This window comes from Pseudomonas sp. SJZ077 (genome assembly GCF_007993905.1).
GTDB lineage: Bacteria > Pseudomonadota > Gammaproteobacteria > Pseudomonadales > Pseudomonadaceae > Aquipseudomonas > Aquipseudomonas mandelii.
Genome location: NZ_VIUJ01000007.1, coordinates 1 through 23,571, shown reverse-complemented (window position 1 = coordinate 23,571; position 23,571 = coordinate 1). Strand labels below are relative to the sequence as shown.

General features: G+C 58.6%; 22 protein-coding genes. 6 read left to right on the top strand and 16 right to left on the bottom strand.

The window, feature by feature from the left end:
• Positions 1–80: 80 nt before the first annotated feature.
• Both FBY01_RS31545 and leuS read right to left on the bottom strand, forming a co-directional pair.
• Complete coding sequence (locus FBY01_RS31545) at positions 81–239, bottom strand: hypothetical protein (RefSeq protein ID WP_178113250.1); 159 nt, start codon at positions 237–239, stop codon at positions 81–83.
• 553 nt (positions 240–792) lie between these two features.
• The gene (gene leuS / locus FBY01_RS12590; RefSeq protein ID WP_145308137.1) at positions 793–3,390 is read right to left on the bottom strand and encodes a leucine--tRNA ligase; all 2,598 of its coding nucleotides are present in this window, start codon (positions 3,388–3,390) and stop codon (positions 793–795) included.
• Positions 3,391–3,671: 281 nt separating this feature from the next.
• Here leuS and FBY01_RS12585 point away from each other — a divergent pair, with 281 nt between their 5' ends.
• Together FBY01_RS12585 and FBY01_RS12580 are read left to right on the top strand one after the other, a co-directional pair.
• Positions 3,672–4,142 (top strand): RNA methyltransferase, encoded by a 471-nt coding sequence (locus FBY01_RS12585; RefSeq protein WP_077749177.1) that lies wholly within the window; start codon positions 3,672–3,674, stop codon positions 4,140–4,142.
• A gap of 92 nt (positions 4,143–4,234) precedes the next feature.
• Positions 4,235–4,612, top strand: a complete 378-nt coding sequence (locus FBY01_RS12580) for a DUF2892 domain-containing protein (protein WP_010462136.1) — start codon at positions 4,235–4,237, stop codon at positions 4,610–4,612.
• A 111-nt stretch (positions 4,613–4,723) separates the two neighbouring features.
• Here FBY01_RS12580 and FBY01_RS12575 read toward each other — a convergent pair whose 3' ends face one another.
• The gene (locus FBY01_RS12575) at positions 4,724–5,953 is read right to left on the bottom strand and encodes a hypothetical protein (RefSeq protein WP_145308139.1); all 1,230 of its coding nucleotides are present in this window, start codon (positions 5,951–5,953) and stop codon (positions 4,724–4,726) included.
• A 103-nt stretch (positions 5,954–6,056) separates the two neighbouring features.
• Positions 6,057–6,506 (bottom strand): YcgN family cysteine cluster protein, encoded by a 450-nt coding sequence (locus tag FBY01_RS12570; RefSeq protein WP_145308141.1) that lies wholly within the window; start codon positions 6,504–6,506, stop codon positions 6,057–6,059.
• Between the two features lie 241 nt (positions 6,507–6,747).
• On the opposite strand from FBY01_RS12570, the gene FBY01_RS12565 reads away from it, so the two are divergent.
• On the top strand, positions 6,748–7,341 hold the full coding sequence (locus tag FBY01_RS12565) for a nitroreductase family protein (protein ID WP_077749176.1): 594 nt from the start codon (positions 6,748–6,750) through the stop codon (positions 7,339–7,341).
• A 547-nt stretch (positions 7,342–7,888) separates the two neighbouring features.
• On the opposite strand, the gene FBY01_RS12550 is transcribed toward FBY01_RS12565, so the two are convergent.
• The 6 genes from FBY01_RS12550 to FBY01_RS12525 form a co-directional block, all read right to left on the bottom strand.
• Positions 7,889–8,821 (bottom strand): D-2-hydroxyacid dehydrogenase, encoded by a 933-nt coding sequence (locus tag FBY01_RS12550; RefSeq protein ID WP_145308143.1) that lies wholly within the window; start codon positions 8,819–8,821, stop codon positions 7,889–7,891.
• 120 nt (positions 8,822–8,941) lie between these two features.
• Positions 8,942–9,235 carry a YcgL domain-containing protein gene (locus FBY01_RS12545; RefSeq protein WP_007898694.1) on the bottom strand — a complete coding sequence of 98 codons (294 nt, stop codon included), beginning with the start codon at positions 9,233–9,235 and terminating at the stop codon, positions 8,942–8,944.
• Positions 9,232–10,365 carry a ribonuclease D gene (gene rnd, locus FBY01_RS12540; protein ID WP_010462151.1) on the bottom strand — a complete coding sequence of 378 codons (1,134 nt, stop codon included), beginning with the start codon at positions 10,363–10,365 and terminating at the stop codon, positions 9,232–9,234. The genes FBY01_RS12545 and rnd overlap by 4 nt, the downstream gene beginning before the upstream one ends.
• A 123-nt stretch (positions 10,366–10,488) precedes the next feature.
• Positions 10,489–11,151, bottom strand: a complete 663-nt coding sequence (locus tag FBY01_RS12535) for a class I SAM-dependent methyltransferase (RefSeq protein ID WP_010462153.1) — start codon at positions 11,149–11,151, stop codon at positions 10,489–10,491.
• Positions 11,152–11,224: 73 nt separating this feature from the next.
• Complete coding sequence (locus FBY01_RS12530; protein WP_145308145.1) at positions 11,225–12,874, bottom strand: phosphoethanolamine transferase; 1,650 nt, start codon at positions 12,872–12,874, stop codon at positions 11,225–11,227.
• A gap of 178 nt (positions 12,875–13,052) precedes the next feature.
• Entirely contained in the window at positions 13,053–14,435 is a 1,383-nt protein-coding gene (locus tag FBY01_RS12525) for a glutamine synthetase family protein (protein WP_145308147.1), read from the bottom strand.
• Positions 14,436–14,950: 515 nt separating this feature from the next.
• Here FBY01_RS12525 and FBY01_RS12520 point away from each other — a divergent pair.
• Together FBY01_RS12520 and FBY01_RS12515 are read left to right on the top strand one after the other, a co-directional pair.
• Positions 14,951–16,144 carry a cyanate transporter gene (locus FBY01_RS12520; RefSeq protein WP_145308149.1) on the top strand — a complete coding sequence of 398 codons (1,194 nt, stop codon included), beginning with the start codon at positions 14,951–14,953 and terminating at the stop codon, positions 16,142–16,144.
• 227 nt (positions 16,145–16,371) lie between these two features.
• Positions 16,372–17,307, top strand: coding sequence for a LysR family transcriptional regulator (locus tag FBY01_RS12515; protein ID WP_077750029.1), 936 nt, complete (start codon positions 16,372–16,374; stop codon positions 17,305–17,307).
• A gap of 3 nt (positions 17,308–17,310) precedes the next feature.
• On the opposite strand, the gene FBY01_RS12510 is transcribed toward FBY01_RS12515, so the two are convergent.
• The 6 genes from FBY01_RS12510 to FBY01_RS12485 form a co-directional block, all read right to left on the bottom strand.
• Positions 17,311–17,676: a 5-carboxymethyl-2-hydroxymuconate Delta-isomerase gene (locus FBY01_RS12510; protein WP_145308152.1), complete on the bottom strand. Its 366-nt coding sequence runs from the start codon at positions 17,674–17,676 to the stop codon at positions 17,311–17,313.
• A gap of 57 nt (positions 17,677–17,733) precedes the next feature.
• A complete protein-coding gene (locus FBY01_RS12505) occupies positions 17,734–18,660 on the bottom strand; it encodes a LysR substrate-binding domain-containing protein (protein WP_083374811.1) in 927 nt (308 codons plus the stop codon).
• A 72-nt stretch (positions 18,661–18,732) separates the two neighbouring features.
• Positions 18,733–20,847, bottom strand: coding sequence for a DUF6311 domain-containing protein (locus FBY01_RS12500; protein ID WP_145308154.1), 2,115 nt, complete (start codon positions 20,845–20,847; stop codon positions 18,733–18,735).
• The gene (locus FBY01_RS12495) at positions 20,844–21,230 is read right to left on the bottom strand and encodes a GtrA family protein (RefSeq protein ID WP_010462169.1); all 387 of its coding nucleotides are present in this window, start codon (positions 21,228–21,230) and stop codon (positions 20,844–20,846) included. Before FBY01_RS12495 ends, FBY01_RS12500 begins: the two co-directional genes overlap by 4 nt.
• Positions 21,227–21,937 (bottom strand): bifunctional 2-polyprenyl-6-hydroxyphenol methylase/3-demethylubiquinol 3-O-methyltransferase UbiG, encoded by a 711-nt coding sequence (locus FBY01_RS12490; RefSeq protein ID WP_145308156.1) that lies wholly within the window; start codon positions 21,935–21,937, stop codon positions 21,227–21,229. The genes FBY01_RS12495 and FBY01_RS12490 overlap by 4 nt, the downstream gene beginning before the upstream one ends.
• Before the next feature lie 3 nt (positions 21,938–21,940).
• Positions 21,941–22,909: a glycosyltransferase family 2 protein gene (locus FBY01_RS12485; RefSeq protein WP_145308158.1), complete on the bottom strand. Its 969-nt coding sequence runs from the start codon at positions 22,907–22,909 to the stop codon at positions 21,941–21,943.
• 278 nt (positions 22,910–23,187) lie between these two features.
• Between FBY01_RS12485 and FBY01_RS12480 the strand changes: the two genes are divergently transcribed.
• Entirely contained in the window at positions 23,188–23,379 is a 192-nt protein-coding gene (locus tag FBY01_RS12480; protein ID WP_010462174.1) for a DUF1508 domain-containing protein, read from the top strand.
• Positions 23,380–23,571 lie beyond the last annotated feature (192 nt).

Here is a 23,571-nt window from a genome sequence, read left to right as displayed (position 1 = left end):
GCCTGCTTACTCCTGAACAATGGAACAGGGCAATTTTACTTGCCCTGTTCCGACACAGCTTATGACAAAAGCGGGTTAACTCAGTTAATGCCACCGTCACCATGCTGCAGGCAAGCTTCGTTTCGTTCGATTTCCACGAAATCTGCAACATCATACTGTTCGCTGATTTTCTGGCAGTTATCTACAGCAGTTTTGATCGAGGTTTCGGTAGATGCTATGGAAGTTTTTTCGATAGGCATGATTCATATTCCTCTATTAGTTATTTATGTCCGCTGATAACGAACGCCCCCAATCTAAACAAATGAAAATCTGTGTCAACATGCAACTTTTCGTTATAAACAAATAATGGATCCAACCTGATTATTAAATTTGACGACCTGCGGGTCGACTGCTACCCGAAAAACCGATGATTGTTTACTCACCTGTTTATTAGCTAAACGTCTGTAAGAAGCTGGCTATCTGGCCGATTGCCATCCGCCCCAAAAAGAGAAAACCGCTGTTATTTATATAACCTTTTAATATTAAAAAAGAATTAAAACTATTATTTTTATTTCGTTTGAATATTAAAAACAATCAACATTTTCGTTTGTGATTCATGACTTTTGGAGAAGAGAGGCCTTTAAACCGGCCGTTTCAGTGTTTCCAGAAGGGCTTTGACAGACCACGAGGCTGGTGTTGCTCAAGCGGCCCCTTGAGATAGCGGGGCCGGAAGGAGTTGAGTCACCAGCGCCCGTCATAAAGGCTGGCGCTGGTGTAATGGAGCAAGGAGCGAGCACTCCCTGCTTCAGATTGTTACAGAACGATGTTGACCAAGCGACCCGGCACAATGATGATCTTTTTCGGAGTGACCTCTATAAACCGCGCGACCGCTTCATCCTTGAGCGCACAGGCCTCTATCTCGGCCCGGTCGGCCTTGGCAGGCACCACAATTTCTCCGCGTAGCTTGCCGTTGACCTGCACCATCAGTTTCAACTCCGAGCGAGTCAATACGTCAGGTGACGCAACGGGCCACTGCGATTCGAGAATGTCCCCGGCGAACCCCAGTTCGGTCCAGAGCACATGGGCGATGTGTGGCGTAATCGGGTTGATAACTTTCAACAGGATCTCGAGCCCTTCTCGAATGACGGTACCAGAGGCAGCCTTCTCGCTCTCCAGCAGGTTGAGGATTTTCATCACGCCGGAGACGATCGTGTTGTAGTGCAGCTTTTCATAGTCCTTGTTGATGCTCTCCAACACGCTATGAATCTCGAACCGCAGTTGCGCCGAGTGCTCGTCCAGACTGCCTTGCTGCACTGAAGCCACGAGGGTGTCCCGGTGCTTGAAGGCGAAACTCCATAACCGCCGCAGGTAGCGATAGGCGCCCTCCACGCCGCTGTCACTCCAGACAATGCTTTGCGTGGGCGGGCCAGCGAAAATGGTAAACAGGCGAGCCGTATCTGCACCGAATTTCTCGATGATTTCCCGTGGCTCGACGACGTTGTTTTTCGACTTGGACATTTTTTCGATGCCGCCCATCGTGACGGGCAAGCCATCTTCCTTGGCGAGCGCCTCAAGCGCCTGACCACCATCGCCGAACCTGACATCGACTTCCGCCGGGTAGAACCAGCGTTTGGCGCCATCATCCGCTTCTCTATAGAAGCACTCACGCAGCAACATGCCCTGCGTGAACAGGTTCTTGAATGGCTCATCGATCTCGATCAGCCCTTCGTCACGCATCGCCTTGGTCCAGAACCTCGCGTACAGCAAATGCAGAACGGCATGTTCGACGCCGCCGATGTAGTGATCCATCGGCATCCAGTATTTCGCCGGCCCGGCGACCATCGCTTCTTGATTAGTCGGCTCGCAGTAGCGCATGAAATACCAGCTGGAATCGACAAACGTGTCCATCGTGTCGGTTTCACGCCGTGCGGGGCTGCCGCAGGACGGACAATCGACATGCAGGAAATCAGGGTGTTTGAGCAAGGGATTGCCGGACCCGTCGGGTATGCAGTCCAGAGGCAAAATGACCGGCAGGTCCTTGAGCGGCACCGGGACATCACCACACCGGTCGCAATAAATCATCGGGATCGGCGTGCCCCAGTAGCGCTGGCGGGATATGCCCCAGTCCCGAAGTCGCCAATTGATTTTTTTCTCGCCGCCGTGGTTGGCGAGTTCGGCACTGATGGCTTCGCTTGCCTCTTTCAGTCCCAGGCCGTCGAATGCGCCAGAATTGATCAACACACCCCGATCCTTCGCGGCGTATGACGCATTCCACGCACGGGCGTCGTACTCCAGCCCTTCAATGGCGATGACCGGTCGGATCGGGAGGCCTTTTTTACGGGCCAATGAAAAATCACGCTCATCGTGAGCCGCCACTCCCATGACCGCACCCGTGCCGTACCCCGCAACCAGGTAATTCACCACCCAAACCGGGATCGACGCACCGCTGACGGGATGCTCGACAGTGAGGCCTGTGAAGACGCCGTCCTGATCAATGCCGGACAATTGTGCTTCGCTGGTGCCACCACTTTGGAACTTCCCGATCACCTGAGCCAGTTCAGGATTGAGTTCCACTGCCCGCAGGGCGATCGGGTGTTCCGGGGGGATTGCGCAGAACGTCACGCCCATCAAGGTTTCGGCGCGGGTGGTAAACACCGACAGCCGCCCTTCCTCGATGAGGGTGCCGTTTTTATCCTGTATTTGATGAGTGAACGCGAAGCTCACCCCTTCACTTTTACCAATCCAGTTGCGCTGCATCGACTTGACCATTTCCGGCCAACCATCCAGGTCATCAATATCCTTGAGCAGTTCCTCGGCATATTGAGTGATAGCAAAGTAATAGCCAGGTACTTCTCTCTTTTCGACCAGCGCGCCTGACCTCCAGCCCCGGCCATTAATAACTTGTTCATTGGCCAGTACGGTTTTATCAACAGGGTCCCAATTAACAACCTGAGTATGTTTGTAAGCAATACCTTTTTCAAGCATCTTCAAAAAGAACCATTGGTTCCATTTGTAATAGTCCGGATCACAGGTTGCAACTTCACGGCTCCAGTCGATACTAAGCCCAAGGGGGCTCAACTGTCCCTTCATGTCCTGAATGTTCTGACGCGTCCAGTCGGACGGCGACTGACTGGACGCCAGGGCCGCGTTCTCAGCGGGCAGCCCGAACGCATCCCAGCCCATTGGCATCAATACGTTAAAGCCCTTCATGCGCATTTGCCGCGCCAGTACATCATTGATGGTGTAGTTGCGAACATGCCCCATATGCAGTTTCCCCGACGGGTACGGCAACATGGAACACGCATAATACTTGGGGCGCGAAGGATGCTCGGAAACTTCAAATGTTTTTCTGGCAGCCCAATCGGCTTGAGCGCTAGTTTCGACCTCGGCCGGATTGTATCTTTCCTGCATAAATACCTTCTCTGTACTTATCTATAAGAAGAAAGATCTCATGACCTTCCATTAGTCAGCCAACCCGTACTCCGTTAACGCCCTACCATACAATACAAACCCGAAGGCTTTCCAGTCGCGGGCCAAGCCTGCCATTGCGATCAAAATCGCGCCTGCTGGCAAAACGGGCGGCAGGCATGACCGCGTTCCGGCTCGGTTTACGTCGGCACCCGCGGTGTCTTTTCTGAACAGTGCCGGACATTCCCGTATAATCGTGCCTTTTGTTCAAAGGCACCCCGCTCGTGGCAGACAAACGGTACAGCTGCATTGGTTTGTATAACCCCAAATCACCGGAAAACGTCGGCTCGGTGATGCGCGCCGCCGGCTGCTATGGTGTGGCGTCCGTGTTCTACACCGGCAAGCGTTATGAACGCGCCGCCGACTTCGTCACCGACACCAAGCGCGTCCACTACGACATCCCGCTGATCGGCATCGACGACTTGAAGAAAATCCTGCCCTTGGGCTGTGTGCCCGTCGCGGTGGAACTGGTCGAAGGCGCCCGCTCGCTGCCGGAATACACCCACCCTGACCGCGCCCTGTACATCTTCGGCCCGGAAGACGGTTCGCTGGATAAAGAGATTCGCGACTGGTGCGAAGACGTGGTCTACATCCCGACCGCTGGCTGCATGAACCTGGCCGCCACGGTCAACGTCGTGCTCTACGACCGCATGGCCAAGGGTCTCAACACCCGCTCCGGGGCAAAATTCCGCTGAATCACCGCACATTCGATGGAACAAGCCGACCGCCCCGGCAGTCAGCTTATCTATCTATTGTTGAAGCAGCCTTGCCTGCCAGGAGACAGATCGTGAGCGAACTCAAGCGCGTAGAACGCATCGAATCCACCCCGTTCCAGACTCATTCCGAGCAGAACGTTCACGGCTGGGAACGTGTCGGCTCCCTGGCCGGCGGCGTGCTGATGATGGGCAAGGGCCTGCGTCGCGGCGGGTTTTTCGGGTTGATCCAGGTGGCCATCGGCGGCGTCGCCCTGGCTCGCGGGATTACCGGGCACAGCTCGGCGAAAAGCCTGCTGGAGAAAAGCCGTCAGGACATGAACAACGTTCGGGCGAAGATCGAGCGGGCCGGGGAAGAGTTGGGCAAGTTGAAGGCGAATGCCGAGGCGGCGACCCATACCGCTACGGTGACAGGCAACGATTCGTTGAAGTCGCCGAAGACCGGGGGTTGATCCGGGATTTTTGCTGAGGCTGACGGCCTCTTCGCGGGCAAGCCTCGCTCCTACAGAATTGGTGTGATCACATAAACCCTGTAGGAGCGAGGCTCGCCCGCGAAGACGGTTTTACTGAAGCAACTCGGTATCAAGGACCTTGGAAGACTCGCCAATCACGCTTTCCGCGAGCTGAACAAACTCTTTGGTATCCACACTCCCCAGATGCATCGCCCCGCGCAACACATCATCAAGCGAGCGCTTGTTGCGCGTTTTCAAACGAATCTCGCGATCCAGTTCCTGTAGCAACAACACCGCTTTGGAGACCTGCGCCGGGTTCGCCTGTTCGCCACGCAACGTGGTGACTTTCTGGCTGTCCTTGACCAACCGGCGGTGCAAACTCTCAAACCGCTCATCACTCATGCCACCCGCACGGCGCACCAGTTCGATGGCGTAATACTCGGCAAACCCTTCACTGATCCAGTCACTGCGCTGTTTGTCGTTGATCCGCCCGAAAACCTGCGCCAATTCACGCACCACCGCGCTGGTGCCGCTTTCACTGACCAGCGGTAGACGCGTGTTCAGATAGATCGACTCGCGCGCGGCCAGGCTGCCGCGCCACATCGGGTCGTTGGCACCGACGATCAGCAGCTTGACGGGATGACGGGGGAACACGGCTTGAACCTGCGGCCAGACAAAGGTCAGCAGCGTCAGCACGTCCATGCGGCGCATGCCCTGGCCTTGGGGCGAGGCGACGGTGACTTCGGTTTCCCCAAGCCTGGTGCGGCGGCTGCCGAGGTGGCCGGCGAGCATCCAGCCCGTGGGCCGGTCGAACAGTCGAGAGACGTTATCGATGCGGAATTTGTTCTTGCCGATGCGCGGCCAGGCGGTCTCGACGCTTTTCCAGCCGCTGGGCAATTCAAATTCAAGGCGTGAAATCAGCTCGATGCCGTCCTGCTGATCGAGTCTGGCCGGCGGCACCAGGTCGTCGCCGCGCATCAGTGCCCAGGTTGGCGTCATGCGCGTATCGAAGCTGCCGCTCTTGCGTCCATGGCTGATGCGCACGCGGTAAGTCAGGCTGGTCTTGTCAGTGGCCGGACGCCAAACGCCGCGCGTCTGCTTGCCCGTCGTGAGTTGCCATTGGCCGTCGGCCTTGAAGTCGCTGTAGTGGCTGCCGTCGCCCAGATCGAAATCCAGACTGCGCACCGCCGAGCCTTGGGCCAGCGTCAGCCGCACTTCGGCCTGATCGCTTTGCGGCAACAGGCGCACGTGATAATCCAGATCGACCTTCTTCGCCGCCCACACGGACGAACTCAGGGCCAGTAGCCCGACGGCCAGCGCCCGCCGCAATCGCACAGCCATACACACTCCTGTTGTGGCGAGCGAGCTTGCTCGCGCCGGGCTGCGAAGCGGCCCCTTTTTTTGTCGTTACTGCCTGTTGGTGGCCACACATGCAGTGGGGCATTCAGCCCGCGCGAAAGATCAGATGGTCTTCCCAGTCATCCTCGGACACGCTGCCTTCGGCGAGCATGCGCCCGGACTGGGAAATGCGTTCATGGTGCACCGCATCGCGATCACCGCACACCAGGTGATGCCACAGGGGCAAGTCCTTGCCTTCACTGACCAATCGATAGCCGCAGGTCGGCGGCAACCAGCGGAATTCTTCGGCCTTGCCCGGCGTGAGCTGGATGCAGTCCGGCACAAAGTCACGACGGTTCGGGTAGTCGGTGCACTGGCAGGTTTTCAGGTCCAGCAGTTTGCAGGCGATGCGCGTGTAATAGACCGAGTTGTCCTCTTCATCTTCGAGCTTTTGCAGGCAGCACAGACCGCACCCGTCGCACAGCGATTCCCACTCCTGCAGATCGAGTTGATCGAGGGTTTTGCGTATCCAGAACGGTTCGACTTTGGCGGCCATGGTTCGAGCATCAACATCAGGTGGTGAAAAGGCCGCCAGTCTAGTGCCAAGGCCCTTGCGGGCCAAGCATTGGCGACTGCCGGTAGATCGGGCTTGTCAGTTTTTGCGCCGCCACGTAGTTTTGCCAGTCGCAAGGAGCCATGCCCAAATGCCATTAACGCTCAACCGCGTTGCATTCAGGTGAACTGCGCCTGCGGGTTTTAGACGCCCCTCACTTTCAAACGAAGCAAGGAATCTCTTGATGAGTGCAAACCCACGCGTTGCCGAGTATGCGATCCACCCTCAGTTCACCGATCGCTGGTCGCCCCGCGCCTTCACCGGCGAAACCATTCCCGAAGAAACCCTGTTGAGCTTCTTCGAAGCCGCACGCTGGGCGCCATCGGCCTACAACTCCCAGCCTTGGCGGTTTCTCTACGCGCGCCGCGATACGCCGAACTGGGAGCGTTTTCTGGGCCTGCTGAATGAATTCAACCGCGGCTGGGCGCAACACGCCTCGGCATTGGTGATCGTGATCTCTAAAACCACCTTCGCGGTACCCGGCGCCACCGAAGAGACCCCGGCCCTCTGGCACACCTTCGACACCGGATCGGCCTGGGGCCATCTGGCGCTGCAAGCGAGCATCAGCGGCTGGCACACCCACGGCATGGCCGGTTTCGACCAGGACCTGACCCGCAAAGAGCTGAACATTCCTGAAGGTTACGCACTGCACGCGGCGGTGGCCGTAGGCAAACTGGGCGATAAAGCGACGCTGGCCGATTACCTGCAAGCGCGCGAAGAACCAAGCCCGCGCCGCCCACTGAGCGAACTGGCGGCCGAAGGCGATTTCACCCTCTAAGCCACAGCGCAAAAGAAATTCGGGAGCGAGTCTCTTGCGATGGCGGTGTATCAGTCTCCGTCAATATTGACTGACAGACCGCTATCGCGGACAGGCTCGCTCCCACAGTTGATTCCTGGTGTTCACAAAATAGTGGATTCACAGCAGAACCCATGTGGGAGCGAGCCTGCTCGCGTTGAGGCCGTCACATTCAACATCAACGTTGACTGTCACACCGCCATCGCGAGCAGGCTCGCTCCCACAGTTGATTCCTGGTGTTCACAAAATAGTGGATTCACAGCACAACCCATGTGGGAGCGAGCCTGCTCGCGAGGAGGCCGTCACATTCAACATCAACGTTGACTGTCACACCGCCATCGCGAGCAGGCTCGCTCCCACAGTTGATTCCTGGTGTTCACAAAATAGTGGATTCACAGCCGAACCCATGTGGGAGCGAGCCTGCTCGCGATGAGGCCGTCACATTCAACATCAACGTTGACTGTCACACCGCCAACGCGAGCAGGCTCGCTCCCACAGGTTTTGCACACTGTTCGAGTGAGCGGTGGGTTCAGTAGCCGCGGTTGAAGTCGACTTCCCCGCGCAACGCCTCGCCCGCCTGATACGCCCGCAAGTTTTCGACAAACAGCTTGACCATCATTGATGGCGAGGTCGGTGCCGAGCTGTGGCCGGTCAGCAGCAGGCCCCAGGCGGTCCAGAATGGATGACGCTGCGGCAGCGGCTCCTGACGGCAAACGTCGATGACCGCGCCCGCCAGATGCCCTTCTTTCAAGGCTTCCACCAGGTCCGCGTCGACCACGGCCACGCCGCGCCCGACATTGATGAACAACCCGGTCGGCTTGAACTGCTTGAACAGCGCCGCGTCGTACAAGTCGTGGGTATTGGGGGTGTTGGGCAGCAGATTGATGACGAAATCCACTTCACCGACCAGCCGTGGCAAGTCCGCCAGCACGCCGACTTCAACAAACGGCGCCTGCTCGCGGGCTTCGCTGGCGATACCGTACAGCTCAACACCAAATGGCACGAGGAACTTTGCCACGGTCAAACCGATGTCACCGGTGCCGACGATCAACACCTTGCGTCCCGCCAGGCTCTGGCCCTGACGACTGTCCCACTTGCGCTCGACCTGGCTGACCAACCGCGCCAGCACTTCGCGCTCGTGGCCAAGCATGTAGGTCAGGACGTATTCGGCCATGACCTGACCAAAAATTCCCACCGCACGCGTCAGCCGGTAATCGCGGCGCAAACCGTCGGCCAGCAGCGGCGTGATGCCGGCCCAGGTCGATTGCAGCCATTGTGGCTGGTGGCCCTGGCGCAACAGGTTCGCCAACAGGTCCGGCTGACCCAGCCAGATCGGGCAGTCGGCCGCCTGGCCGGCCAGTTCGGCGGAGTCGCCGCTGGTCAGCACTTCCAGATCAGGCGCAGCCTGGCGCAACAGTTGGGCGTACACGGGGTGGTCGTGTTCAGCAATCAGAACGCGCATGGTTCAAACCTTTCGAAAACAGAGCAAACGGCCGCCGACGGAGTTTCGCTCCGTCGCCCTGGCCATCGCCAAAATCATTCCAGTGTTTCACACAGACTCTGAACAGAGCCTGTCTGCCGATCACATCGGGTCGTTGCGTCGCAGCAATTCTTCCGGCAAGTGTTCGATGTATTCGTCTTCGGCCGGTGGCATTTGCAGGTGGTAGCCCTGCTTCTCAAGGTTTTCCAGGACCACGGTGATGTCCTCGCGCGACAGTTTGCGCTCGGGGGTCAGCACCAGATCGAAAGCGTGATGAGGTTTGCCGAAGGCGGCCATCAGACTTTCCGGGACACGCTCCAGTGCATCGCTTTTGAGCACATAGAGGTACATCTCGTTTTTCTTCAGGCTTCGATAGATGGAGCAAATACGTTTCAAGGCTGTTCTCCGGCGGTGGCCAGGCTGTCGAGCAGCGCCTGGCCCATCAATTCGCGGCGCCAGCCACGCAGCGAATCAGGCAATTGGTAAGGACCGTTGGGGTAGCCGCTCTTGAGCAGCGCTTCCAGGGTTTTCTTGCGCAGCATCAGCTCCGGCGCAATGTTCAGGCGCTCGGCTTCGGCCTGGCCGATCGCACGCAGCTGTTTGACCAGATTGGCGGCGTCCACCGGCAATGGCTCCGGCACGGCGGGCGGCCATTGATCTGGCGACACACTGCCAGAGCGCTTGATCAGATCAAGCAGAAATTCGCCGTCCTGACGCACGGTACGCGGGTGCATGTCTTCGATTTTCGCCAGCGCGCCGAGGTTGTCCGGTTGCGTGCGTGCCAACGGCCACAGCGAGTGCTCACGGACGATGCGATTGCGCGGCAGGTCGCGGGCACGGGCTTCACGCTCACGCCAGGCGCAGAGTTCACGCAACACGGCGAGTTGGGCGCGGGAGAGCTTCCAGGCCAGCTTGGCTTCGCGATAGACCTCGTAGGGATCGATCTCGCGGCGCAGGTTGGCCACCAGCTCGGCGCCGTCTTCCAGGACCCAGGCGTACTTGTCGTCGGACAGCTTCGGACGCAGCTGAATGAAAACTTCCGCCAGGTGCAAGGCATCTTCGGCGGCGTAGCTGATCTGGGTGTCGGACAGCGGACGTTGCAGCCAGTCGGAACGGGTTTCGCCCTTGGGCAGGTCAATGCCGAGCACTTCCTGCACCAACCGCGAATAACCCATCGAGAAGCCGAGGTTCAGGTAAGCGGCGGCCAGTTGCGTATCGAACAGCGGCGCCGGCAGGCTGCCGGTCAGACGCAGCAATACTTCGAGGTCTTCGCTGCACGCATGGACGACTTTGACCACGGCCGGGTTTTCCAGCAACGCGGCCAGAGGCTGCCAGTTGTCGATGGTCAGTGGGTCAATCAGGTAAGCGCGTACGCCATCACCGATCTGCAGCAAGCCTGCGATCGGGTAAAAGGTGTCGACCCGCATGAATTCGGTGTCGAGGGCAACGAATGGCAGCTGCTGCCACTCGGCGCAAAACTGACCGAGGCTATCGTTGTCGCGAATCCAGTGAATATCGATGGCCACACGGCTCTCCCTTGAAGAATGGCGCGCAGTATATATCGCCCCCGGCGATTTCCGCGCATCCACTGAACAAGAGCTTTAGCGAAAATGCCTGCCAGACGGCAAGAAATGTCTGACAAGCGGAGGTTAACCGACCTTACGCAGCACATAGACCCGCATCCGAGCACAACCGGGCAAGAAGTCCTGATGACTGAGCAAACTGAAACCCGCCAGCCTGAATTCGGCTTCGACTTCGGCCTTGCCGGCCAGCTGCCGGGGGGGAGCGCCCGTTGTGCCTGGGCGGCGCAGCTTGAAATGTGCATCGACTCGTACCGCCACAATCACCGTATCGCGACTCACACGATGGAACTCCGCCAGCAGGGCCAACCGATGCTCCGGGCTGTCGATATGCTGAAACAGTTGCATGCAAAAAATGCTGTCGACCGCGTTCGCCGACAAGCCGAGGGTGAAGGCTGAACTCTGGAACGTTTTGATTCGCTTGAGCAGACTCTGCGAATGATGTGTCTGGGCGTGGTTGAGCATGTCCTGCGACGGGTCGGACGCGAGGATCACCCGGTTCGCGTGCTCGGCCAACACCGGCCAGTAACGCCCGGCACCGCACGCCACATCCAGCATCAGGCCCGGTTCGCCGGCGACCTTGAGCGCGTTGCGCACCAGTTGCTCGTCGCGCCAGAACGCCATGCGCCCCGCCAGGCCACGCGGTCGCGGCTGAAGGCAGACGCGGGCGTGTTCCTGATCGTAGCGCCGGGCGAACTCAAGCTCGATGGCGGAAGGGGGCTGCGCGGACATGTGCAATGACTCTTGTCGGAATATGTACCGGTAGCAGATTAGCGACCGATGCGTGAAAAAAAGGTCGAAACACTTACTCTTTGGCCAACACTCCGTCGATCACAGCGCCGCGGCAACCGGCAAACATGTCCAGATCCTGGTTGTAGACCTTGCTGTTGACCTCCAGCAGACCGAGCATCGAATGGAACAAGTTGTCCTGGCTCAGCGGCTTGTCCCGGCTCAGTTGCAGGCAATGGGTGTCCACCGAGAACGACTTTTGGTAGCTGTCGGAGAACCACGCCAGCATGGCCACGCGTTTCTGCTGTTCCGGCGCCAGCATGTAAGGCGTGCCATGGAGGAACAAGTTGTATTCGCCCAGCGACTCGCCGTGGTCCGACAGGTAAACCATCGCGGTATCGACTTTGTCCTGGTTGCTGCGCAACGTATCAATCAACGTCGACAGCACATGGTCGGTGTACACCAGCGTGTTGTCGTAGCCATTGACGATACTTTCGCGGCTGCAATTGTTCAGTGCGTTGCTTTCACAGACGGGCGTGAAGCGTTCGTACTCTTTCGGATAACGCTTGAAGTATTCCGGGCCATGGCTGCCCATCTGGTGCAGGACCAGCACGGTGTCCTTGTCCAGCGTGTCGATGAAGTGCTGCAGACCTTGCAGGAGAATTTCGTCGCGGCATTCACTGTTGGCGCACAACACCGGGTCCTTGAGGTTGCTGACGTCATCGAGGGTGACCCGATCGCACGTGCCTTTACAGCCCGATTGATTGTCACGCCAGATCACGTCGAGACCGGCGCGCTTGAGCACGTCCAGCAAGCCCTCTTCATTCTTTGCGGTGCTGGCGTCGTAATTCTTGCGGCCCATGTTCGAGAACATGCACGGCACGGACACGGCTGTTTCCGTGCCGCAGGAATGCACGTCGGTGAAAGCGATCAGGCCGGGTTCCTTGTCCAGTTTGGGGGTAGTGTCGCGGTCATAACCGAGGATGCCGAAGTTCTCGGCCCGGGCACTTTCGCCGACGACCAGCACTGTCAGGGATTTACGGCCGTGGGTTTGCCAGGCGGGATTTCGCTGGGCATCTTCACCGACCTTGACGAAGGGTTGCCGGGCAGAGACTACTTGCTCGCGCAGAAAGCCGAACGAAGCACCGATGTAGTTACTCGGCACCACCATCAGGCGCAATTCATGGTGATTGCGAAACAACGAAGACAGCCCTTGATAGTTCACCAGCGCGACACCACCGATCACCGCAACTGAAGCAACACTCACCAGCGCCTTACTTACCAACTCACGGTGCCAGCGGCGGTAATCAACCGGAACTTTCCACAACAACCATGAAGGAAAAACACCGAGCAGAAGAATATAGATCAGCAACTTCAGTGAGAGTAAGTCACGCACTTCCGTCGCGTTGGTTTGCGCGAAGTTGCGCAACATGCCGGTGTCAATCAGCACACCGTATTGACTCATGAAGTACGCCACGCCCGCGCTGACCATAAACATCAGCATCAGGACCGGCTTCATTACGTAGCGGAACGCCAGAAAGGTCAGCACAATATTGAAGGCCGCCAGAATCATCACGCCAAAGGCGACAAGCATGACGATGCCTTTACCGTCCGCGGCGGTGATGTCAAACAAGCGCTGCCAGAGCACTGGATTAAAGCCAATCAGCAGAAAGGCGCTGGCAATCAGTGTCACCCACTCTGGGCGCACGGGTTTGAACTTCAACATAGTGATGGGCTATTCCTGAAAAGAAGTGTTCATGGCAAATGTGAAAATTTCATTTACCGTGACAGCACTAACTTTAGGCAGCCAACCATCAATTTTTTGTGAAAAAGAAGCCAACGATTAGTTGGCTCCTGTTATCCACTCGGTACTTTTACTTATTTGAGAATGGTTCAGCTTTTGTTCAGGCCTGATGCAAATACCAACGCCAGTCCTGCTCGCCAACTTCGCCCATGAATTTCCGATACTCGGCGCGCTTCACCGCCAGGTACACGCCGAGGAATTCCGCGCCGAACGCTTCACGCGCCCAGGTCGAACCTTCCAGCGCCCGCAAGGTGGTCAGCCAATCGGTTGGCAACAACTCCGTGGCCTGGGCGTAACCATTGCCTTCCACGGGCGCGCCCGGGTCGAGCTGTTCACGAATGCCGCGATGGATGCCGGCCAGAATTGCTGCGGCGGCCAGATACGGGTTGGCGTCGGCGCCGCAGATGCGGTGCTCGATGTGCCGCGAGAACGCCGGGCCACCGGGTACGCGCAAACTCACGGTGCGGTTGTCCACTCCCCAAGTCGCTGCCAGCGGCGCATAGCTGTTGGTCTGGAATCGACGGTAGGAGTTGGCGTTCGGGCAGAACAGCAGCAGCGAATCGAGCAAGGTACTGAGCATGCCGCCGACCGCTTGTTTGAGCAGCGGCGTGCCGTCCGCGGACTCGCTGGCGAACAGGTTGTTGCCGTCCTTGTCCGCCAGGCTGACGTGCATGTGCATGCCGGTGCCCGCCAGGTCATCGAACGGTTTGGCCATAAAGCAGGCGGCCATCCCGTGTTTATGCGCAACACCCTTGACCAGTCGCTTGTAACGCACCGCTTCGTCCATCGCCTGTAGGGCATCGGTGCGGTGTTCGAGGGTGATTTCCACTTGCCCCGGCGCGTATTCGGAAATCGCCGTGCGCGCCGGAATGCCCTGCAGTTTGCAGGCACTGTAGAGATCTGCCAGAAACGGCTCGATCTGCTCCAGCTCCCGCAAACCGTAGACCTGCGTCGAGCGCGGGCGCCCACCATCGACGTCCCGCGCCGGTTGTGGCCGACCGTTGCTGTCGCGTTGCTGATCGAGCAAATAGAACTCCAGCTCCGCCGCCATCACCGGGTAATAACCGTCGGCCTGCAAGCCTTCGATCACCTTCGCCAGCAGATGCCGTGGATCAGCAATCGTCGCCGGCATGCCTTCCTTCGGGTGCATGCTGACCTGTACCGCCGCCGTCGGAATCAACCGCCACGGCATGCGCGTCAGACTGCCGCTGATCGGGTACGCCCGGCAATCGATGTCGCCGACGTCCCAGACCAGGCCTGAGTTTTCCACGTCATCGCCGTTGATGGTCAGGCCGAGAATGGTGCTCGGCAACGGCCGTCCGCTTTCGTACACCGCCAGCAGTTCATCACGATGCAGCAACTTGCCCCGTGGCACGCCGTTGTTGTCGAGGATGAACAGCTCGAACATCTCGATATCCGGGTTCTGTTCGAGAAAGGTCAAAGCTTCTTGCTTCGTGGCGAAGGAGGTCGTGGCACAACTCATGGGGAATTCTCTTGTTTCCGCGTCAGGCAAACGCGCAGGCGCTGCCGGTTTGATCCCGGCGCACAGCGCGGGACCTGTCAGAAGAATCAACGGGAAAGGCAGACATCCGGTGGGCGTGCGTGACGGCAGTGCCATAACGCCCAAAAGGCTAATTCAGAGGGAAGTGCGACGGGACAACCGTCCATAGAGATAACCGCAGAAAACATATGAGCAGCAGCGTCACACGGGCGCTCAGGTCGTTAAATCGGGATTTGAAGAACTTTGGGTGTGGGCTGGCTAAACAATCATTCTCCCAAACACCGCCGATCCCTGTGGAGCGAGCCTGCTCGCGATAGCGGTGTGTCAGTCAGCACATGCATCGATTGAAACACCGCTATCACGAGCAGGCTCGCTCCAACAGGGGATCCACGGTGTGGCACCGGTATTTAATTTTTAAATACCGCTGCGCACTATCTGATTTGCGGCCTCCCGCCCTCGCGCGCCTAATCGGCTCCTGATTTTTCAAGGCCCGATTGATGGAAAACGTTCGCGCAACTACCCGCCCTGCCCTCTGGCTGATGGTCAGCATCCTTCTCGTCGCCCTGAACCTGCGTCCGTCGATGGCGGCCGTCGGGCCTTTGCTGTCGGCCATTCGCGTGGACATCCCGTTGAGTTTCAGCCTGGCCTCGCTGCTGACCATGCTGCCCGTCATGGCCATGGGGCTGGCGATGTTCTTCGGCTTGAGCGTCAGCCAACGCCTTGGCGAACAACGCACGGTGGTGATTTCACTGTCGATCATTGGTCTGGCCACGGTCTCGCGGCTGTTCGTGGACTCGGCCGCCGAACTGATCCTCAGCGCCATGCTGGCCGGCATCGGTATTGCGCTGATCCAGGCATTGATGCCGGCGCTGATCAAATCCAGGTTCAGCGACAACGTTGCCGTGTGCATGGGGCTCTACGTGACGTCGATCATGGGCGGTGCGGCGATAGCGGCCTCGTTTGCGCCCCTGGTGATGGCCCGTACCGGCAGTTGGCGCGCGGGCCTGGCAATCTGGGCCGCGCTGGCCCTGGTGGCATTGCTGTTCTGGAGCCTGGGCCGTGCGGGGACATCGGCGCCAACGGTACTCGCACCACGCAACACATCGTTCCTCACTCATTCCCGCGCCTGGTTACTCGCCGTCTTCTTCGGTTTGGGCACTGCGTCCTACACCTGTGTGCTGGCCTGGCTGGCGCCGTACTACGTGGAAAAGGGCTGGAGCGAACAAAACGCCGGTTTGCTGCTGGGCTTCTTGACGGCCATGGAAGTGCTGTCCGGGCTGGTGACCCCCGCCATCGCCAACCGCAGCCGTGACCGACGCCTGGTGCTGGTGGTGTTGCTGGCGCTGATCATGGCCGGTTTCTGTGGGCTGATCCTCAGCCCGCAACACTTCAGCCTGCTGTGGCCGTGCCTGTTGGGGCTGGGCATCGGCGGTCTGTTCCCGATGAGCCTGATTGTGTCGCTGGATCATCTCGACAACCCGCAACGCGCCGGCGGGCTGACGGCCTTCGTACAAGGCATCGGCTACCTGATCGCCGGTCTTTCGCCGCTGATGGCCGGGATGGTCAGAGATCGGTCGGGCAGCTTCGAATCGGCCTGGTGGTGCCTGACCGGTGTCATGGCGCTGATGATCCTGATCGCCCTGCGTTTCAATCCGCGGCATTACGCCCGGCAATTTCCTGGCGCTACCTGAGCACGTTGTCCAACACCTTGTCGCACGGTGCCTGCCACCGCTCATGGGTAAAGGCCTTCGGCCATGTTTTGTGGGATTAAATTCATAAGTCGTGTTCGTTACATTTTCTGTCCCACAAGTGACTGTGAAACGTCCTACAGGGCATTCTCCTGGCACCATCGTTCCGTTAGGATCGTTCGCACACGTTTGCGCACAGTCAGCGCAAGGAGCACAGCGAGACAGAACGGATGCTGAACAGTAACTTGCTTAGAAAGCTCGATATGCAAGACCTCATGGTGTTTGTCGCCGTGTATGAGCAAAGCAGCGTCACCGGTGTGTCGGAGGCGCTGTGCGTCAGCCAGTCCACCGTGAGTTACTGCCTGAAGAAACTGCGCACCAGTTTTGAAGACGAGTTATTCATTAATACCCGCACGGGTATGCGCCCCACTTACAAAGCCAGCACCATGTACACCCACGTGCTGAAGATCCTCGAAAGCATCAACCTCTGCCATGCCGGCGCCCAGGCGTTCGACCCGACCTTGCAACCGGTCACGTTCAACATCTGCGCACCGGAATACTTCGAGCAGTTGATCCTGCCGCGCCTGTTGAAAAGCTTTGATTTCGCCGACCTGCCGGTGATGGTCAACATGCACAAGTTCGAAACCGACATCCCCGCCGAAGACCTGCGCGATGGCAGCCTCGACCTGGTGATTTGTTTTGGCCCCCATCTTCATCGCAGCCACAGCGACCTCAAATCCCGGTTGTTGCTCGAAGATGATCTGGTCTGCGTCTTCGACAAACGCGCCACGCCACTGGAACCCCGTTTAAGCCTGAAGGCGTTTGTCGAACGCCGGCATGTGTTTCCGACACCGTGGACCTCCACCACCAACATGGTCGATGGCTGGCTGGCGCGACAGGCGCACAAACGGCAGATTATCGCGCGCTCCAACAGCTACAGCGCGGCGCTGAAAATGATCACCGGCACTGACTTCATCCTGACGTTGCCCCGCCGTATCCAGCAATTGCTGGCCAACGAGGCGATCTTCAATCACTGCGAAGCGCCCAACGGCTTGCCGGGTTTCACCCTGGACATGCAGTGGAGTCAAAGTGTCGATCAGGACAGCGCCAACACGTGGCTGCGCGAGCAGGTGATCAAAGCCTGCGCCGAGCAGGAAATGGCCTGAAACTCAGTGGCCGATGGCCGTTTTGGTGTAGGACTCACGGTCGATGTCGAGGATCTCCACGCACAACTGGACTTCAACCCCCGTCGGCCATTCACACAGTTCCTGCACCACGGTCAGCAGACTCTCGGACAACTGTTTTTTGATCTGCGGCGAGCGACCGCTCAGCAGCGCCAGCTTCACATGCACAAACGCCCGTTCCCCCATCGCCGTGCCGATCTTGAACGTCTCGACCTTCACCGCACGGCTCTTGATATCGAACTCCGCAGCAAACTGACCGGAAGCCACCAAGGCATTATTGAGCCGAATCAACGCCATGTCGGCGTTAAGCTCAGGCAGGTTGGCGGTGTATTCCATGTGCAGGTGGGGCATGGTCTGGCTCCTGGTAGTGTGCAGAAAGGACCTACATATAACACAGCGTCGTCCGACTCATTTGGACAGCGGCGATTCAAGGCGCTCACTCATGAACGCCTCCAGCCGCGCGCGCAACCAGCGTTCGGCCGGATCGGTATCGACATGGCTGAGCCAGACCATGGACAAGTCCAGTGTCGGGGTCTTGAACGGAAAGGCTTCCTTGAATAACTGACCCGAGGCGGCCATCGCCTCGGCGGCGTAATCCGGCAGGCTGGCGATCAGGTCGGTGCCGGCGAGCAAGGCCGGCAACGAACTGTACTGCGGCACCGACAGCACGACTTGGCGCGTGCGGCCGATCTCCGCCAGCCATTCATCAGCGTAGCCACTGACATTGGCGGTGTGCGACACCAGCACGTGCGGTCGTGCGCAATATTCATCGAGGGTCAGCGGGGTGTCCGAGGCGTCGGCGCGCAAAATGCTCGGCTGGATGTGCCGCAACAACTTGCGTTTGGCATTGGCTGGCAGGCCGCGGGTCTGGCTGATGCCGACCGTGATATCACCGGAGGCCAGCAAGTCGGGAATGCGCCAGTAATCGACATGCTGAACCACGAACACCACCTTCGGCGCTTCCTGGCGCAAGGCGCGCAGCAGCGGCGGCAACAGGCCGAACTCGACGTCATCCGACAGCCCGATGCGAAAGGTCATGGTGCTGCTGGCCGGATCAAAATCGTGGGTCAGGCTAAGGGCCACTGACAACGAGTCCAGCGCCGGCGACAGGTGCAGGATGATTTCCTCGGCCCGCGCGGTCGGCTCCATGCGATGGCCGACGCGAATGAACAGTGGATCGTTGAACATCGTCCGCAAGCGGTTAAGCGCGGCACTGATGGTCGGCTGGCCGAGAAACAGCTTCTCCGCCACACGCGTGACGTTGCGCTCAAGCATCAACGTTTCGAACACCACCATCAGGTTGATGTCAGCCTTGCGCAGTTCGTTGCGATTCATTCCTTGCCCCCGTTCCCCAACACTGCGGGCAGTTTAGAAAGGCGCGACGGGGGCGTCTACGTGCGTTGGCTTTCAATTGACCGTCAAGGTCTTCAATCCGAGCGCAAGTTGGCGTACGTCCTGGCCGAGTCCGAACTGTTTCGGGCTGACGGCGTCGGCAAACTGCAGTTGCAACCTGACGACACCCTGGCTCGACACCCGTTGTTGCATCTCGGCCGTGAGGGGAATATCGATCACGTTGCCGTCAGCCTGTTCAAGTTGGGTGTTCGTTGCCGGCAGGCCGTTGATGCTGATGCCGACACGTTGACGCCCATGGCCGGGAGGTAGAAACGCCGTGGTCTCCAGGCGCAAGGAATGCACGGGCGCCAGGGTCCGGAACATGACTTCAGCGTCCGGGCCTTTGGACCAGACACCCCAGGGTTCGGTCTCGGACCAGCCCTTGGCCAGCAACGCGCCGCCCTTGTTGCCGTAAGTGAACAGCGTCTTTTGTCCGGGTTCGAGGGCGGGTACCAGGTCCAGCGGATTGACTTGCGAGGTCGCCTGCAAGCAAGTGCCGCACTGCTTCCAGCCTGGAGCCAGCACCGTGAAGCCGTCAATCCGGGCGAAGAGATCCGTTGGGGTATTAATGTTTCTCACCGACTGGATCAACGCACGCTCATCGAGCAGGTACAACGAGTCGGCGTCATATTTACCCGACGCCATTTCCCGGGCCGTCTGCTGCTCGGATTCGATCCAGTTGGCCGTGTCCATCCGCCCCAGGTAAACGGCATTGGTCGCCAGACCGTGGGCGCCGGCAAAATCAGCCACCGACATCCACTTCGGGGACAGATTCTGCGGAACGATCCAGCGAATGTTCTTGTAATGGGCTGCCGCGCTTTCCCAGAACGGATCGACCATGGGCGACGCCCACTTCGACGCCGGTTCCATCATCAATTGCTTGCGCACCCCTGCCCAGCCGGCGTGGGTGTCCACCATCTGTATCAGCAACGCCAGCGACAGCAGGCAAAAGGCCGTGCGCGGCGTGTTGGCGCGAATGACCAGGAAAATGATGGCGAAGATGATCGCGTAGTACACCGGCCAGAACATTCGCCCCGAGGCGCGGAAGATGTTGGCGATGGAAATCACCACGGGCGGCAGCGGATAGGTGAACTCGAGCAAGCCCAGCGCCACATGATTTGAAATGGCGAACACCGTCAGCCCAATCAGCGCCAACAGCAAAAAGGGTCGCCGCCGCACCTGTTGCCCGAAGCCGGTATTACCTTGCAGTAAACCGACCACGGCATAGAGGCCCAGCGTGATCAGGCCAAGTCCCAGAAATACAAACCCTTCGCCGTCACCGAACCCTTGGACACCGGGCAGATCCTTCAGCACATAGGACCAGTTCCCCGAGTCGATCAGTGACAGCAGGTTCATGCCGTAGATGCCAAAACCGCCTGAGATCGCGCCTTCGGTGCCGACCGAAAAATACCCGGCTTGCCAGCAGCAAAAGCTGACCAGTGAAAACAGAGCAAGAAACTCGATCAAGGCAGAGCGCAGCGTCAGTTTCTTCTTGAAATACCCGGCCGCCAGATCGGCGATCCAGATCAGTGCAACCATCGCCAGAAAGTACGCGTGGACCAGTGCGACCGTCGCCAGCAATGCGCCCCAGGCCAGGCGTCGACGACGCAGTTGCGGATGCAGGGCCAGGTAAAACGAAGCCAGCAGCAGAAAATGCCCGCCCAGGGACAAATGAAAGGGCATGCGCATGAGCATTGGCGGAACAAAGAGCAACAACGCCGTACTCACGGCACGCACACCCACATGCGACGACATCAGCCCCACTACCTTCCAGGCAAACCACGCCTGCAGGACGAAGCAGGTCAGTAACCAGAGGCCGAAATACTGAAAAGGTGTCGGCAACAGCGCAGCAAAGGGTTTGAACAAGAATGCCAGCAGCGGGTTGGAATCAGAAAAAATGATGCCATTGCCCAGTTCCATTCCATAGGAAGGATTGAGCCCTATGGGAAAAGTCCACGGCGACTGCCGGAAAAAAGCCCATCCCAGGTAATGGGTCGCCGGATCGCCATTGCCCAGCCACGCGATGTTTTGCGGGTTCAGCGCCCGTGGCCCGATGATGAGGAAAAAGGCCACAACACCGATCAACAGCGGCAAGAGGTTGAGTGGCAGGCGTCTAGCGAAATCCTTCATCGATACGTCCAGAAGTTATGCAATACAAAGGTGAAGGCAGGAAGGGTCAGCGCCACTGCGCCAATCCCCAGCAAATAATGCAGCCCGGCCATTTGCGCAGCCCAGGCCACCAGCATCGCCAGCAGGAATCCGGCAGCTGAAACCATCATGAAGCGCAGCAGCGTTTTGCCGTGCAAACGGGCGGAAAAGCTCCACGTGGTATTGATCAGGTAAGACACCACGGTCGCCACGGCAAACGCCGCGCCGTTGGCCAAGGGCGGTAGAGGCAGCACGTAATGGATGAACAACACGGCGACCAGCGCATGCAGGGCCGTGACGAACAACCCGGTCACGGCAAAACGCAGGCCACGCTGGATCAGGGCGGATTTTTCGGCTGACGTCACGGCTTCTGCGCCAGGACAAACACGGTCAATCCAGCCAGACGATTCGCGCCCATGAAGGGCAGTTCGACGCTGCACAGCGTCTTCAAAACCGTATTCACCAGTGGATGGTGCTGCTTGAGTTGCGAGCGTGGTGGCAACGGTTGTGCGCCCTTTGGCAACAAGCGCAGGGTCGCGGCAATCGGGAACACCAGGCCGAAGTAGTAAGCCCCCTGTTTCACGTTCAAACCGGCGTCCCGGGCCACCGTTTCCAGCTGCGCCAAGGTGTAGCGGCGCTTGTGTTCCAGGAAGTCATCGTGCCCGCTCCAGAGAAACTGGAACGCTGGCACCGTCATCAGGAAACGGCTGCCGGAGGGGACTTTATCGACGTAAGCCTTGAGCAACCCGACGTCGTCATCGACATGTTCCAGCACATCCATCAGCAGCACCAGATCGGCATCCACCGAGTCGATGCCGCGACGGTAATGCACCGGTTTACCGGCGGTGGTGGCGTCCGAATCCTGGTCGTAACTGATGTCGACGCACCAGGCTTCACGGGCCGCCGAATGCCTCAGCAAGTGGTGGGAAAAGAATCCGGAGCCCGCGCCTACGTCGAGAATCCTTGTGACCGGCGTGTTACCCAGCATTCGCGTGGTGGCCGCCGCTTTGGAGGCGTAATACCAGTGCTGGTCGATGCTCGAACCGAGGATGTCGGTTTCCTTGAGATCCATGGTTCAGTCCTTGGGGTCGTAGACGCGCCGCACCAGATACACCGGGCGGCGTTTTGACTCGATATACGTGCGGCCCAGGTATTCACCCAGCACGCCGATGCCGATCAATTGCAGGCCGCCCAGAAACGTGACGGCGACCATCAGCGACGCATAACCCGGTAAATCGACACCGGAAATCAAGGTTCGCAAGATGATGAAAATGGCAAACGAGAACGAGATCAGCGAGACGAACAGCCCCAGATACGTCCAGATACGCAGCGGTTCGGTGCTGAAACTGGTGATGCCTTCCAGCGCGAAGTTCCACAACCGCCAGCCGTTGAACTTGCTCGCTCCCGCCACCCGTTCTAGGCGCTCGTAGTTCACATGCGTCGTGCGAAACCCGACCCAGGCAAACAGGCCTTTCATGAAGCGCCGGGACTCGGGCAGGGTTTGCAGGGCGTCCACCACACAACGGTCCATCAGACGAAAATCGCCGACGTTTTCCGGCAGATGTTGCTCAGCGATTTTGTTGTGCAGGCGATAAAACCAGTTGGCCGAGGTTTGCTTGGCCCAGGAGTCGGTCTTGCGACTCACACGATGACCCAGCACCACTTCATAGCCTTCACGCCAAAGGGCGATCATCTCGAGGATCACTTCAGGCGGGTCCTGCAAATCGACGTCGATCGGCACCACCACCTGGCCGGTGGCGGTCTGCAAGCCGGCGGTCAGGGCCGCTTCCTTGCCGAAATTGCGGCTCAGATCGACGATGCGCAGGCGCGGATCGGTCTGTTGGCGCTCCAGCAGCAGGTCGAGCGTGGTGTCGGTGCTGCCGTCGTTGACGAACACCATTTCCAGACCGATCAGCGTTTCATCCTTGAAGACGTCAGTGATCCGCGCGATGAACAAATCAATGGTCGCCGCCTCATTGAAAACCGGTATCACGAGCGAAAGCTGCACATGCCCGGTCAGTTGCGTTCCGTGCTGATGAGTCAATTGATTGCTCTTTTTTTATAGTGATTTTTCTACAATCCGAGGTCGTCGACAGCTGCTCGACGCCATGAGCCGTGTCGTATTAAGCAGGACCGAGGAAGGTGATGCAAGGGCGAAACTGCGGGGGTTTTGGCCAACCACGCCGACCCGGCAGCGCGGGCTGAAATATTTTCAAATGCCTGGAAACAAATGCCTGATGGCCAAAAAACCCAGCTCCGCTAGGCTTGCCCCCGATGCGACACACAGGTTGTCGCGATGACCCATCGCATGGAGCGAGCAGAATGTATTTCGAGATTTACAGGCAATCCAAAGGCACGCCGAGCACCGGCAAAGGACAATGGCGCTGGCGCTTGAGGGCGGGGAACCACGAGACGATCGCCAGTGGCGAGTCGTATGTGAACAAGGCGGATTGCCTGCATGCCATCGGGTTGATCAAAGGGGTTGAGGGTGAAACGCCGGTGAAGGAAATTTAAACCCGATCACCTCTGCCGAACCTGTTCAGTGATCGGGAACAGCTTCGGCATATTTCGTTTTTCGGGGTTGAACTCGCTGGCCCCTTCGCGAGCAGGCTGATCTGGCCTAATAATTCCGGACACCTCTTAAGGGCGATATGATTTCGCCAATTTGGAGGTTCCATGAAAGAAAGAAGAGTCTTTTCCCGCGAG

What these genes read in the sequence shown, in the direction of transcription:
- FBY01_RS12565 (WP_077749176.1), top strand. Translation starts at nt 6,748, where the DNA reads ATGAGTGCAAACCCACGCGTTGCCGAGTATGCGATCCACCCTCAGTTC.
- FBY01_RS12500 (WP_145308154.1), bottom strand. Translation starts at nt 20,847, where the DNA reads ATGAAGGATTTCGCTAGACGCCTGCCACTCAACCTCTTGCCGCTGTTG.
- FBY01_RS12480 (WP_010462174.1), top strand. Translation starts at nt 23,188, where the DNA reads ATGTATTTCGAGATTTACAGGCAATCCAAAGGCACGCCGAGCACCGGC.
- FBY01_RS12505 (WP_083374811.1), bottom strand. Translation starts at nt 18,660, where the DNA reads ATGAATCGCAACGAACTGCGCAAGGCTGACATCAACCTGATGGTGGTG.
- FBY01_RS12575 (WP_145308139.1), bottom strand. Translation starts at nt 5,953, where the DNA reads ATGGCTGTGCGATTGCGGCGGGCGCTGGCCGTCGGGCTACTGGCCCTG.
- FBY01_RS12525 (WP_145308147.1), bottom strand. Translation starts at nt 14,435, where the DNA reads ATGAGTTGTGCCACGACCTCCTTCGCCACGAAGCAAGAAGCTTTGACC.
- FBY01_RS12510 (WP_145308152.1), bottom strand. Translation starts at nt 17,676, where the DNA reads ATGCCCCACCTGCACATGGAATACACCGCCAACCTGCCTGAGCTTAAC.
- FBY01_RS12520 (WP_145308149.1), top strand. Translation starts at nt 14,951, where the DNA reads ATGGAAAACGTTCGCGCAACTACCCGCCCTGCCCTCTGGCTGATGGTC.
- FBY01_RS12515 (WP_077750029.1), top strand. Translation starts at nt 16,372, where the DNA reads ATGCTGAACAGTAACTTGCTTAGAAAGCTCGATATGCAAGACCTCATG.
- FBY01_RS12570 (WP_145308141.1), bottom strand. Translation starts at nt 6,506, where the DNA reads ATGGCCGCCAAAGTCGAACCGTTCTGGATACGCAAAACCCTCGATCAA.
- leuS (WP_145308137.1), bottom strand. Translation starts at nt 3,390, where the DNA reads ATGCAGGAAAGATACAATCCGGCCGAGGTCGAAACTAGCGCTCAAGCC.
- FBY01_RS12490 (WP_145308156.1), bottom strand. Translation starts at nt 21,937, where the DNA reads ATGGATCTCAAGGAAACCGACATCCTCGGTTCGAGCATCGACCAGCAC.
- FBY01_RS12530 (WP_145308145.1), bottom strand. Translation starts at nt 12,874, where the DNA reads ATGTTGAAGTTCAAACCCGTGCGCCCAGAGTGGGTGACACTGATTGCC.
- FBY01_RS12535 (WP_010462153.1), bottom strand. Translation starts at nt 11,151, where the DNA reads ATGTCCGCGCAGCCCCCTTCCGCCATCGAGCTTGAGTTCGCCCGGCGC.
- FBY01_RS31545 (WP_178113250.1), bottom strand. Translation starts at nt 239, where the DNA reads ATGCCTATCGAAAAAACTTCCATAGCATCTACCGAAACCTCGATCAAA.
- FBY01_RS12550 (WP_145308143.1), bottom strand. Translation starts at nt 8,821, where the DNA reads ATGCGCGTTCTGATTGCTGAACACGACCACCCCGTGTACGCCCAACTG.